Genomic DNA, 13107 nt, shown 5'->3' with positions numbered 1-13107 from the left:
GAGAGACGGCGGTCATATCGGCAAAAAAATAAGATGAAAGGTATTTATTCTATGTCACGATTAATAATTTTAGGCGGATCTAAGTTTTTAATAACGGGCTCTCTAGACTTTATATCTGCATACGTATTGATAATTTCCGGATCATAAATAATTTGCAGCCTAGAAAGCTTGCCTATTTGGTTTTGTGCACCTTCAAAATAATCGTTATTCGTAATCCTTTGTGCTCCCTCAAAATATCGATTACTAGCACGCCCTCTTATCGCATTTAAAACAATGCGCCTCGCTGATATTCCTCCTTCTATACGAATATTTGAACCAACTCCAAACATTTCTAATGCTTGTTCTGAATAGAAAAACCCTTTAATATTACTAGGTTCATCCTGGTTAACGCTATTATTTCTAATGTTTATATTTCCTTTTGCAAAAATAATTAATGAACCGTTTTGACCTAATCCATTGATGCGCGAATATTCAATCGTCACATCCCCCATTACATACATAATTGAATTAAATTCCGCATCAGCCCCTCTAATCGTCAGATCACCGTTCACAAATATGGGGCCGTCCACCCGAATTTTGTCATAATTATTTGGGTTGTACGAATCAGACCACTCGTCGCCAATTGTTAAATCTTTCTCTATATAGGCTCCCTCCTTAAAGGTGGTCTGTTTGAATTGATTATCTAAATTGCGAATTGTTAATGAACCTGCAGTGGCAAAGCTTTTAAAAAGATTATTCCCAGTAAATGTGTAATCTCCATCGTATTTCTCATTACACCATATAAAAAAACATTCATGACTCGCATAAACTTTGTCATTAGGCCGATTTTGGTTTGAGATTATTCTATTATTAGCTTTTATGATCGTTACACCGGGAGAATTATGTTTATAATAAAAAACCGATTTTTGTGCAGGAATTTGAATGTCATCACGGATCGGCTGCCTTTTTACAATAACCGGGGCTTGCCGATTGTAAAAAGCATCATCAATACGATCTGTTAGCTTTGTATAAGAACTTCCAAAATTAGAAGTTGTGATATGTTGTTCATATGGAGGGGTATGATTAAAGGTAAAAATATTTCCACCAAGTAGTAAGTTTGCGTTTGCTTTTCCTTGTGTTGGTAAAATGCTCGGGTAAACGGACGCAATCCATTTCTCACCACTTAAATATGCATATCCGCGGTTTGTTATGATTAAATTCCCGTCTACCTTCATATCCCCTGTGATTGAAACCCCGCCGTGCAAAAACAAATTTCCTTCACCAGGTATACAGGTATTTGGAGTTTTACATAATTTGTTGGCACCGAGCGCATAATGTAACGTCTCCAAAACAGATTGTGCACCAATTTCAACTTCTGAAATAACCGTTTTTTCCTTGCCATCAACAAATCCTCTGCTTAAAAAGGTTATCTTCTTCTTTAGCGGGTTTTCTTCACCATTTTCTATTACATTTTCTATATTTCGTATATATACTCGATATTCACCAGTTGCGCCAGTATTGTGAACACTATTTATCACGTCTTTATAGCGATTTAAAATCGTATTTAATTTCGTTATAAACTCGCTGCGGGTGATTCCTTCTTCACCGAGTTCATTTTTCAAATCGCTTTGAATCTGATTCGTAATATGTTCAATTCCTTTATTGGCTAATTCACGAGCTTGAACATAATCCTCGCTTGTTTGATTTCTTTTCACTCCAGATAAAGCAACTGTCAAAACGGAAACAGACAAGACTGTAAATAGTAAAAAGATCAACATGGTTAAGATTAAGGAGTATCCTTTTTCATTCATTATGATTTTCATTATTATTTTGCACTCCTTTTCGATCATCAATAATGTTCACAATACTTTTCAGTTTCATTGTTTGCTGTGTTTTAGTAGATTGTAAAACTAACAAAATTTCAAACACATCTTCTCGTTCCGTTTCTATCAATTTTGATTCGCGAGAAAGCACGATATTTCCGTTTGTTAACGACAATTCTTTGTTATTAATCACTACACGTGAATGTTCATGATCAAAACCAATTTTGCTGCCGTCATGTTTGATCAAAAAGTAATTCCCGCTTGGATCCGGCAATTTCCGCTCCTTAATCTCACTAACCTTTAACACAAACAGCTCATCAATTAAATGGGCGAGTATATAATCTGCTTCATCGCGCAATGCTGCTTCTTCCATCGCACGGTCATATGTTTTTAATCCGCTAAAAAGAACAGAGTAAGCGATCAGTCCGATAACAGAACCCAATAAAACCACTGAAAGAACTTCTACTAACGTAATTCCTTTACTAGAGGATATGATTTTTTTACTCATAGCTCACATACCCTTCAACCTTTGAAGTAATGGGTGTTTTTGAATTTTGTAAATTCACTTCAACAAGTACATTCATTAATCGAATCTCTTTTTCATTAGCAGTTTGACTGACCGTTACTTGAACTGCATACGTTTTATTATTTATAAGTGGAGAAAACAAAAGTTCACATTCATCGGGATCTGGACGGTTCGAGCAGCTGTCAGAAGTATAAACTTGCGGCTGATTAAAGCGATCATTATCTGGTTCATCAATATAAGAAAAAGGATTCATCTTAATTCTTTCCATTGTTGATTTCGCCAGATGAATTGCCACTAATTGATCATTGTTTACTACAGTTGTTTTATTTGTAAAAACAAAAAGATTAAGAAATGCCAAAATAATGATGGAAAGAATGACGAGAGAAATTAGTATCTCCACAAGTGTAAACCCGTCCATTTTCTTCACAATCTTCATTTTCATAGAATATTCACCCATTTTTTTAAATATTAACTCAGCTTTCGCAGTCCAAAATCTTGTTTAAATGCTTGATGTAAATGGTTTGGGAAGTACAAAATTATCATTTGACATTTTTTAAAACATAAAGAAAGACACCTATTCTTTTGGTAAACTATTGGTGACGAAACCAAATCCAAAAGAAAGGTGTCACCACTATGATAACGAATAAAGACTACTTTGCGCAATTACCAAAAGAAATTAAACAAGGATTTTCCGAATTAAATATTGGATATCATTTAAGAAAAGCGAATATTACGAAACTTTCCGGGTATTCTTGTCTTACTGTTTTCAAACTGATTTTTCTTTTAGTCTTCCAATATAAGAACTGGTTTCGTGCTTTTATGAGTAAACGATCTCAGGATCTGCCCGGAAAGGATACAGTCTATCGCTTTTTAAATACACCAACCTATCATTGGAGAAAGTTTCTGCTTTCATTAAGCAGTGAAATGATCCGTCTGCTTCAACCATTAACTTCAAAAGATCGTGTCACAGCTTTTGTGATTGATGATTCTGTCTTTTCAAGAAACCGTAGTAAGTCGGTTGAACTGTTGGCTAAGGTTTTTGATCACTCTACCCATCAGTACTTGAAAGGGTTTCAAATGCTTACCCTTGGCTGGACCGATAGTTTTACTTTTATTCCCGTTGATTTTGCTCTTCTAAGTTCACCGAAAAAGGAAAATCGCCTGCAAGAAATCAATACCAATATTGATAAACGAACATCTGGCTATAAGCGTCGCCAGGAAGCTCTGAAATCAAAACCGGACGTGGCTTCAGCTTTACTTGATCACGCGCTTGAAAAAGGGATTGTAGCTGACTATGTTCTCATGGATTCCTGGTTTACACAAGCGCCTTTAATTGAGAAGATTACGAACAAAGGGTTATTTGTCATTGGCTTGGTGAAGCAATTAAAGCAGCGATACGTTTACAATGGTGAACGTTTCACACTGAATCAACTTTACAAATTGGCAAAACCTCACATGGGTAAAAAAGACATTCTCGGATCCGTTTATGCTACTTTAGACAATGGAATTCCAGTAAAAATTCTATTTGTACGAAACCGTAATAAACGGAGCGAATGGCTTGCCATTCTCAGCACAGATACAACATTAGAAAATGAAGAGATCATTCGTATTTACGGCATGCGTTGGGACATTGAAGTCTTCTTCAAATGCAATAAATCCCTTTTAAATTTAGAGAAAGAATTCCAGGGACGTTCCTACGACATGTTAATTAGCCATACAACCATTGTTTTTACACGATATATTCTCATTGCTTGGCAAATGCGAAAAGAGGAGGATCCTAAGACGATTGGCAACCTTTTTTACATCCTTTGCGAAGATGTAAAAGACATAGATTTTATTACTGCCCTTCAATCACTTATTGACCTTTTCCAAACTTTGGCGGAAGCTGAGGTTTCTTTGAACATGGACATCTTTAAAAATCAAATGAATAAATGGTTGGCCACTATACCTAATTATATCAAGCAATGCTTAAATATTTCTGTGTGCGAAAGTTGAGATATTAAGTAATAGTCGCAATGGCTGTAGTGAATTGGAACTATATCCTCTGAAATTGGACTTTTTGACTAAAAACCATTGTCTTAAACGAATCATAATAATAGAATGTAAGTATATGGAACATTTTTACTAAATCCGTAAAAATTTTTCTCTCCAAAATTTGCTATGATTATACAAAAATGCATTATTTATTACTTTAAATAGAAAAATTGGAGCGAATCACCCGAGTGGATGTCCTTTCATTCACGAAACCGGGGGAAAAGGAGCTTTTAGAGGACGAAACGAATCAAACCATTACGATGGAAATTCAATTAACTACCTGTAGTTGAGCAATTTTAATTACAATAATTACCATGTAAAAGAGACAAACAGGGTACCCCTTATGCCACGTGGAGCTGTTTTTTCACGGTATCAATGGGAATATTTTGTTTCGCTGCACGGTAAATGAACTCCACGAGGCTATGTCCTTTTCTCTTGCGCAGAAGATCGAGCCCATCAGAAAAATCGCTGTTCGACTCGAACATGCTGTACACGTAAGCAAGCTGCACCAAGATCCAGTAGCGTTTCACCGCCCGACGTCCGCGAACGCGGTATCCATCGAGTTTCAGCTGGTCTTTCGCTTGACGGAAAAAACATTCGATCGACCAACGCTGGGCATAGTAGCGCAAGATCTCTTCATCGCTTAGATCCCGGTCGGTGCTCAAGACGCAGTGAAGATGTTCGGGTGTCATCGGCTGATCGGCTTTCCAAGCGAGCAGCACCACGGCATCATCGAGACCTTTGAGAGAGCCTTCGTAGCGATAAACCCGATAACGCTCTTCTCCCACCGTGACGAGGTGAGTGTCTTTCGGTTCGATATAGCGGGCAAACTGTTTGGCTTGGATGGCGATGCCTTTCGGATAGAGAATCCGGTTCGTTTTGAGCATTGCGATGACGTGAAATCCTTTTTTCAGACAGGCTTCCACGAGCGCTTGCGATGGATACCAAGAGTCCATCAGCACATAAACAGGACGGTGTACATCCAAAGAAGAAAGCATCTCGATCGCGAGTTCCCCCTTGCTTTTCCCAGCCGCCTTGTCGTAGAGGCGGAACGCAAAGGGAAAAGCCTGGGTCATCGTATGAACCATGAGCCAAACGAGAGAATGTCCCCAGATCGACTTTTTCTCTGTGTGAGAATAGTGCCAATCACACCCTTGAATGGCGTGCGTTGCCTGTGACGAAGGCTTGGTTTTTTGGCAAATCGTATCATCGATCGAAACAAAAAGGGGTTGATTCTCCTGTTTGGCGATGCGTTCGACACGACGAAGCATCCACTGTTGAAGTTTGCGAAGCAGCGTCTCTTCATCCCAAGGGCTTTTCGTGAAAAAATGGCTGAGTGTCGTGCGGTGGTTCGGATGAAAGCTCCAATGATGAAGATCGGTCAATGTTCCCGCAAATCCTTTGGTGGTCAGCGCATCCACGATATGAACGAGATGCTTCATGACAGGTTTTGAAAAATAAAGTGCCAACCCCAACATCGTGAAAAACTTGTGGATTCCTTGATGATGTGCTAATCTATTCATGAGACATGAACCTCCTTGTGAATAGTTTTGGTGACACATCTATTCTAATCAAGGAATCGGGTTCATGTCTCTTTTTTTGTTTGGTTGTAAATTTATGTTAGCGAATTTGCTCATCTACAGTAACTACCTTTTATTTTGATTCAGCAGATAAAAGTCATTCATCAGAAACAAATAAGGAATCGCAAAATGGTAAAAACAGCCCTAAATACTAATGTACGAGGAGTTTGGCAATGGTTTTCGTTTACCTTTTTTTCTTTGCTATCGGAATCATTTTCGGGTCTTTTTTTAATGTTGTCGGTCTTCGCATCCCGAAAAAACACTCAATCGTTCAGCCGAGGTCGCACTGCCCGCATTGTGGCCATTTCTTATCCTGGTATGAATTAATACCCATCTTTTCATATGTGCTTCAGAAAGGAAAATGCCGCAGCTGCCGTGTTCCGATTTCGGCTATTTACCCAGTGATGGAGCTGATCACAGGTTTACTATTTGTTTTTAGTTTTTACAAAATTGGATTTAACGAGGAGCTTTTAGTAGCACTACCCTTTGTTTCACTTCTTATCATTATTACGGTGAGTGATTTATCGTACAAATTGATTCCGAATCGAATTTTAATATTTTTCTTCGTTCTATTTGTTCTCCTGCGGACCTGGATTCCGCTTCATCCTTGGTATGATTCGATAATTGGAATGACTGTCGGTTTTGTCCTTCTTTATATCATTGCCATTGTAAGCAATGGCGGAATGGGAGGCGGAGATATTAAACTATTTGCTGTTTTAGGATATGCTTTAGGTCTTAAAGGAGTTTTATTAGCTTTTTTCCTGTCTACCTTAATTGGTGCATTATTCGGTCTATTTGGCATCATCACGAAACAATTAAGCCGTAAATCGGCGATACCATTCGGACCTTTCATCAGCATTGGAGCCGTGCTTTCATATTTTTATGAAACGGAAATTTTCCATTGGTATATTCAGTTAATCATATAATGGACAAAAGAGAACAGGTCTGACTTTTCTTTTCTTTCGATATGAAGCCAAAGTATTTTTAACAGCTAATCTAGCGAGCTAAACGGCCTTTTCAAAATCTTTACAATGGTGATAATGCCATCCATAACAACGATAAATGTTAATTAATCGGTTACACGCTCTCTTTTCTTGTTGAATATATAAACACTCAAAGCTTGCAGAAGGAATATATACGCTAAATATATGGCAATGGAAAATAATATGTTATATCCCTTATCAATTCCTGAAGACGGCAAATGGAAATAAGAAGAAATATCTAAATGATTGAATATAACGTAATCAAAAACAGCAAATTTACGCAGAAATGCAAAAACCGCAATTTTTGCAATCTCCACAACAAAAAGCATGGAAAAAATAAACATATACTTTTTGAATAGAACAGCCAAAAACATAGATCATGTTACATAAAAAATTGCGGTATAGGACTTCGCAATAAGTAATAACAATGCATGATAAAAAATATCATGATGAAATCCATAAAGTATGATAACGATTATGCTAGTCAATAATACAATGATTCCGTTGCAAATAAATACGAACAAATAAGAAGCGTATATTTTATGTAAAATCATTTTACGGGTGCTTTTATTTTTTTCAAAAACTCCATCTTTCATGATTGAAGCAGCAGAGCAAAAAATATAATATAGCAAGGCAATTAGGGCAATGATATCGACAGAGAAGCTTTGGAAAATCAATGACTCCGATTCTTCCGATAAAGCATCCTGTACAGACTTCATATTCTCATTGCTAAGTATGAAATATTGCAGTCCGCATCCTATCATGATTGCAGCAAGTATAACATAAATTGGTTTGTGACGAGAAAAATACATTTTTATTTCATTAACCATTTTCATATCCTCTCATATATTTTGCAAAGTTCCTCTGGAAAACAGTCAATGATCATGCGATCGTTTTTTATAGTGAATTGAAATTAATGAATAAAACTAGAGCATTTATTACGATTAAAAACATACACAATAATAGCGCCTTTTTGGAATCGATGATATTTTTTTTAACAATGATGAATATATATATTACGTTTACAATAATCGTTATGAAAATTTTTGCGTATATATTCGTTGAAATATTGTAAACATACTCTTGATGAATAAAGTTTGTGATAATGATCGTAATGGAAAATGGCAAATATCCAATCATTAAATAAAAAAAGCTTGAAAATATGGATGGATATTTCTGCGGTTTAAATAATAGTATGATAAATCGATAGATAAAAGCTTGAAAGAAAAGAAAAACAATCGAAAAGATCATTATGACAAAATTTAGGAATACAAACATGATTTCTTTCGTTTTAAAAATGTTCATTTCATAGATTACACTGCCTTGATTCATGATCATGTATTGACTGATAAATTGTATGGATAATAAATACCAAAGCGTAAACAGTATTAATAATATTTTTTCATTTGCTTTTAATTTAACCATTTATGTCCCCCCAGAAATTCAAAAGCATAATATTCCACTATGGCTGCAACAAAGTAAACAGCTATCATTGTCAGCAATAACATACAAACAGCCTTTATATTTTCTTTGTTTATTTCTTTTTTTAACACAGTTTTATAAAAATCTTTCATTCTTTTCGAAGCGATGATACATATGATCCATCCTACTATTTCTATCGGCGTATGGAAAATTAAAGTCATGAAAGTTTTATATACGCCAAAGAGCTCTATGCCAAAATATATGTTTAACCCTAAAAAAATGAATTATATAAAATAATCGGATAAGATATGAAACTTGTTAGCAGAACTAACATAATGCCGATTGAGGCGTTATTGAAAAAAATATCAATAAAATTTAGATCGAGAGCTTCCCTTTTTAAATCGACTTCTAATAATGCGCCAAAGAAGAATCCTGCCAATAAAAAACCAAATATAAGCAGAGGAATTTTCATGAACTCTTCCCTTTTTATGACGAACTGACGATTCATCTATACTGCTCCTGTTCTAAACCTAAATACTGAAATATATTTTTTTTATAACTTTGAGTATTTACGTTTGTAATCTGCTTAATCGTTTTGCTATCTTCCATCACAATGCACTGCTTAGTGTACCTTTCGATATCATGAAAATTATGGGTAGTGATGATAATTGTGAAGTTAAACTTATTTTTTCTGAGCAGCTCTTTAAAATTCATTTCAGATTTATAATCTAAACCGTTAAATGGCTCATCAAATATTAAAATATCTGCATTGGACATAAATCCCATTAATATAATCAATTTTTGCTTTTGCCCTAAAGAAAGACCCTTTAACTTGTTCGGTAAAAATTCTTTAATATTCAATACTTCAAATTCGTTTAATAGCTCTTCAAGCTCTTCTTTATTTTTATTATGAATTCGTGAATGTAACTCGAGAAACTCTTGTGCTGTCAATTCATCAAAAACTAAATATTCAATATCCAAGTAAACGATTTTCTTATTACGATTTAAGCTCTTAACAGAAGCATTTTCCGTTTTGATTATATTCGACAATATTTGCACGGTTGTAGTTTTGCCCACGCCATTTGGCCCGACAATGGCTGTCACTTCATTTTCAGGTATTGAAAAAGATATATGATCTAAAATTTTTTTCTCCCCTATGCTATACGTTAAATTTTTAATTTCTAACATTTATTTTTTACCTCACTTATGTAATTCGTCAAAAAAGCTCTTCCTCCAATAATGCGCCAATATTGACACACAAAATAGTATGACGGAAACGAGCAGCAACATCGTTGTAGCTAAGCTGGAGCTCTTTATGCTGCTACTGTTTACAAGAATGCTAATAATGGCACTGGGAACAAACGCTATTAATAATACGTTGGATAAACCTTTTTTTGTGTGTATAAACAAATTAGGCAATTCACTTTTCTTCAATATTTTTCTCGTGATTAAAATGATTAGTTCATCTGCCTTAATGTCTAATATGTATACAAGCATCAGCAGGAAAGCATAAATATATTGCTGATTTAAAATGAGATAACAGAGGTGAAATAGTAAAACGGGCAATAATAAGAAGAAATTATTTAAGTTAATATTCATCATAAACTCAGATTGAATTTTTTTGTCTAAAGACTTTAAATAAAATAAATAATAACCATAAGTTTCCATAGTTAAAAAATCAATAAATTTGATTTTAACAAAAAGAGATGAAATTAAATAGGACATGATTATCAGTGATTCTTCGATATTGCTGATGAAAACAAACAAGCTGGACGCGATCTGTATCAAAGTCAAAAATATGAAGGGTATAAAAAATAGTTTGAAATAATGGATCAATTGTTTTTCCTGGAAAACTCGTGTAGTAGCTTTAATATATCTTAATAAAAAATAGTTAGATATTAACAGAATTAATAGAAAAGCCACCCATAAAAATAATAAAACCTCGATTTTATTGGTTGCACTCGCGAAGCTAAAACCTGCTTTTTGCGATACTTCTTGAATGATTTGATAACTTAACAATATTACAAACATGAGACGAGCCATTTTTAAAATATTTAATATGTATTGAAATTCTGATATTTTGGCAAACAAAGAAAGATAAATGATTATACAGCTTAAAATAAATAAGATCAAAAAAAGTTGTTTATCTAAAAATGTATGATATATAAACTGTATCAGTATCCATGTATAAACGTTTTTAAAATTAGCAGTGATTACATAAAAAATAGACGGCATTAATCCATAAACTTTTTTAAATCCTTTTGGAACTTCAAATCTTAACAAATTTATAATGATAAATAATTCCATTAAATATTTTGCGATTAAAATTTCCCATTTATAGCCATGTAATATACGATGAATATGTACATTTTGAGAAGGGTCTAGTAAAAGAATAATCCCTAATAATAAAATATTTGACGCTGCATAAAAGTATATATAATATTTCGCCAGATACTTAAATTCAGGTAAAATTTTTTCGAATTTTTCATACAAATTGCTTTGATATGCTCTTAAAGCATTGATTGCAATAAGAAAAAAAATTCTTACATTTGACATAGTCTGCACCTCATCAATAAAACCATAAAACGAAATTTAGAAACAATGTTCATTACGCGATGTTTATCTATTTTCTTAAATTTTTACTAAAAAATAATGAAGCTGCTGAGCCATTGTGTAGCTGAACTCATATTTAAACTCTCACTTTCTCTTCATCTGATCAATTAAATAATATTACCAAATATACCATTAATCAACCATATTTAGCGATTTATTAGAAATTCTCCCATTTTTTATGTTTCGATCGATATCGATAGTTTTGTTTGCCCCCATCGCTATACACTTTTCGGATCATACTAACGGCTTCAAAGCACTATGTTAAGCAACACAAATAATTGCTTGACAACTGTTTCGAATATGTTAGCAGCTATTGATAATTTTTTCGCATCCATACGTCCATGTCCATTTTTCATGGGCAATAAAAAAAACCTTAGGAATCTCCCTAAGGTTCAGCGGATTATTGGAATTGGTTGTATGAATAAATATTTAGATGGAGCCTAGCGGGATCGAACCGCTGACCTCCTGCGTGCAAAGCAGGCGCTCTCCCAGCTGAGCTAAGGCCCCTTTAAATTCCTGGTCGGGAAGACAGGATTCGAACCTGCGACCCCATGGTCCCAAACCATGTGCTCTACCAAGCTGAGCTACTTCCCGTATATGGCGCGCCCGAGAGGAGTCGAACCCCTAACCTTTTGATCCGTAGTCAAACGCTCTATCCAATTGAGCTACGGGCGCCAATATGGTGCCGAGGACCGGACTTGAACCGGTACGGTAGTCACCTACCGCAGGATTTTAAGTCCTGTGCGTCTGCCAATTCCGCCACCCCGGCAGAGAAAAGCGGAAGACGGGATTCGAACCCGCGACCCCCACCTTGGCAAGGTGGTGTTCTACCACTGAACTACTTCCGCATATGATGCGGGTGGAGGGACTTGAACCCCCACGCCATAAAGGCGCTAGATCCTGATTCTAGTGCGTCTGCCAATTCCGCCACACCCGCGTCAAAATGGTGAGCCATGGAGGATTCGAACCTCCGACCCTCTGATTAAAAGTCAGATGCTCTACCGACTGAGCTAATGGCTCATAAAAAATTTTTTTCTCCTAATCCATTTTTCATTTGTCAGATGTCCCTTCCTCTGCCAGTCTTTTCGAGGATGTTGGATGCGTCGGGACAACTCGTCGCTTATTCGATGAAGCCTTGCTCGTTGCTCTACCGACTGAGCTAATGGCTCATAAAAAATTTTTTTCTCCTAATCCATTTTTCATTTGTCAGATGTCCCTTCCTCTGCCAGTCTTTTCGAGGATGTTGGATGCGTCGGGACAACTCGTCGCTTATTCGATGAAGCCTTGCTCGTTGCTCTACCGACTGAGCTAATGGCTCATAAAAAATTTTTTTCTCCTAATCCATTTTTCATTTGTCAGATGTCCCTTCCTCTGCCAGTCTTTTCGAGGATGCTGGATGCGTCGGGACAACTCGTCGCTTATTCGATGAAGCCTTGCTCGTTGCTCTACCGACTGAGCTAATGGCTCATAAAAAATTTTTTTCTCCTAATCCATTTTTCATTTGTCAGATGTCCCTTCCTCTGCCAGTCTTTTCGAGGATGCTGGATGCGTCGGGACAACTCGTCGCTTATTCGATGAAGCCTTGCTCGTTGCTCTACCGACTGAGCTAATGGCTCATAAAAAACTTATTCTTCTAATTCATTTTAAATTTGTCAGATGTCCCTTCCTCTTCCAGTCTTTTCGAGGATGCTGGATGCGTCGGGACAACTCGTCGCCTATTCGATGAAGCCTTGCTCGTTGCTCTACCGACTGAGCTAATGGCTCATAAAAAATTTTTTTCTCCTAATCCATTTTTCATTTGTCAGATGTCCCTTCCTCTGCCAGCTTCTGGAGGAAGATAGATGCGTCGGGACAACTCGCCGCTTATTCGACGAGGCTTTGCTCGTTGCACTACCTGCTGAGCAATGGCTCATGATCAAAAATATTTTTTCAGCTGTCTCTTCTGTCTTAACTATTGGGAAAACGATCAATGACATCAGGGCAAAACAACCTGCCACAAATTTGATGAAGCATTGCTTGTCTGACAACTGATTGAAAGACATATTCATAATAAAACAACTAAAATGATGCCGGCGAGAGGAATCGAACCCCCAACCTACTGATTACAAGTCAGTTGCTCTGCCAATTGAGCTACACCGGCATAATAA

The 13107-nt window shown here is 36.1% G+C and carries 11 protein-coding genes and 8 tRNA genes; 2 read left to right on the top strand and 17 right to left on the bottom strand.

The features are described from left to right. Positions 1-44 precede the first annotated feature (44 nt). From NSR00_RS12885 to NSR00_RS12875, 3 genes are read right to left on the bottom strand one after another with little or no spacing between them, the layout of a single operon-like run. Positions 45-1802 (bottom strand): hypothetical protein, encoded by a 1758-nt coding sequence (locus NSR00_RS12885; protein WP_340789357.1) that lies wholly within the window; start codon positions 1800-1802, stop codon positions 45-47. After that, on the bottom strand, positions 1783-2310 hold the full coding sequence (locus NSR00_RS12880; protein ID WP_340789355.1) for a hypothetical protein: 528 nt from the start codon (positions 2308-2310) through the stop codon (positions 1783-1785). The genes NSR00_RS12885 and NSR00_RS12880 overlap by 20 nt, the downstream gene beginning before the upstream one ends. Beyond that, complete coding sequence (locus NSR00_RS12875; RefSeq protein WP_340789353.1) at positions 2303-2770, bottom strand: type IV pilus modification PilV family protein; 468 nt, start codon at positions 2768-2770, stop codon at positions 2303-2305. The genes NSR00_RS12880 and NSR00_RS12875 overlap by 8 nt, the downstream gene beginning before the upstream one ends. A gap of 191 nt (positions 2771-2961) precedes the next feature. Between NSR00_RS12875 and NSR00_RS12870 the strand changes: the two genes are divergently transcribed. Beyond that, complete coding sequence (locus tag NSR00_RS12870; RefSeq protein ID WP_340789351.1) at positions 2962-4323, top strand: IS4 family transposase; 1362 nt, start codon at positions 2962-2964, stop codon at positions 4321-4323. A gap of 380 nt (positions 4324-4703) precedes the next feature. On the opposite strand, the gene NSR00_RS12865 is transcribed toward NSR00_RS12870, so the two are convergent. Further along, positions 4704-5885 carry an IS701 family transposase gene (locus tag NSR00_RS12865; RefSeq protein ID WP_340789350.1) on the bottom strand — a complete coding sequence of 394 codons (1182 nt, stop codon included), beginning with the start codon at positions 5883-5885 and terminating at the stop codon, positions 4704-4706. Between the two features lie 230 nt (positions 5886-6115). On the opposite strand from NSR00_RS12865, the gene NSR00_RS12860 reads away from it, so the two are divergent. Next, positions 6116-6868 carry a prepilin peptidase gene (locus NSR00_RS12860; protein ID WP_340789348.1) on the top strand — a complete coding sequence of 251 codons (753 nt, stop codon included), beginning with the start codon at positions 6116-6118 and terminating at the stop codon, positions 6866-6868. Between the two features lie 434 nt (positions 6869-7302). Here NSR00_RS12860 and NSR00_RS12855 read toward each other — a convergent pair whose 3' ends face one another. The 13 genes from NSR00_RS12855 to NSR00_RS12795 all read right to left on the bottom strand — a co-directional run bounded on the left by NSR00_RS12855 (position 7303) and on the right by NSR00_RS12795 (position 13100). After that, a complete protein-coding gene (locus NSR00_RS12855) occupies positions 7303-7755 on the bottom strand; it encodes a hypothetical protein (protein WP_340789346.1) in 453 nt (150 codons plus the stop codon). Between the two features lie 67 nt (positions 7756-7822). Then, on the bottom strand, positions 7823-8350 hold the full coding sequence (locus tag NSR00_RS12850) for a hypothetical protein (RefSeq protein WP_144597982.1): 528 nt from the start codon (positions 8348-8350) through the stop codon (positions 7823-7825). A gap of 268 nt (positions 8351-8618) precedes the next feature. Next, positions 8619-8855: a hypothetical protein gene (locus NSR00_RS12845; protein ID WP_066247873.1), complete on the bottom strand. Its 237-nt coding sequence runs from the start codon at positions 8853-8855 to the stop codon at positions 8619-8621. Beyond that, positions 8852-9535 carry an ATP-binding cassette domain-containing protein gene (locus tag NSR00_RS12840; RefSeq protein ID WP_063387110.1) on the bottom strand — a complete coding sequence of 228 codons (684 nt, stop codon included), beginning with the start codon at positions 9533-9535 and terminating at the stop codon, positions 8852-8854. Before NSR00_RS12840 ends, NSR00_RS12845 begins: the two co-directional genes overlap by 4 nt. 12 nt (positions 9536-9547) lie before the next feature. After that, on the bottom strand, positions 9548-10903 hold the full coding sequence (locus NSR00_RS12835; RefSeq protein WP_340789342.1) for a hypothetical protein: 1356 nt from the start codon (positions 10901-10903) through the stop codon (positions 9548-9550). Positions 10904-11394: 491 nt separating this feature from the next. Beyond that, positions 11395-11467, bottom strand: a tRNA-Ala gene (locus NSR00_RS12830). A gap of 10 nt (positions 11468-11477) precedes the next feature. Next, a tRNA-Pro gene (locus NSR00_RS12825) sits at positions 11478-11554 on the bottom strand. Between the two features lie 4 nt (positions 11555-11558). After that, positions 11559-11635 (bottom strand) — tRNA-Arg (locus NSR00_RS12820). Between the two features lie 5 nt (positions 11636-11640). Beyond that, positions 11641-11729, bottom strand: a tRNA-Leu gene (locus tag NSR00_RS12815). A gap of 7 nt (positions 11730-11736) precedes the next feature. After that, positions 11737-11808: transfer RNA gene (locus NSR00_RS12810), tRNA-Gly, on the bottom strand. A 6-nt stretch (positions 11809-11814) separates the two neighbouring features. Further along, positions 11815-11897: transfer RNA gene (locus NSR00_RS12805), tRNA-Leu, on the bottom strand. Between the two features lie 7 nt (positions 11898-11904). After that, positions 11905-11980, bottom strand: a tRNA-Lys gene (locus NSR00_RS12800). 1047 nt (positions 11981-13027) lie between these two features. Next, a tRNA-Thr gene (locus NSR00_RS12795) sits at positions 13028-13100 on the bottom strand. Positions 13101-13107 lie beyond the last annotated feature (7 nt).

The sequence above is a fragment of the Aeribacillus sp. FSL K6-8394 genome (assembly GCF_038008865.1).
GTDB lineage: Bacteria > Bacillota > Bacilli > Bacillales > Aeribacillaceae > Aeribacillus > Aeribacillus composti.
Note: the sequence above shows the minus strand (reverse complement) of the source record. Positions and strands in the feature narration are given on the sequence as shown.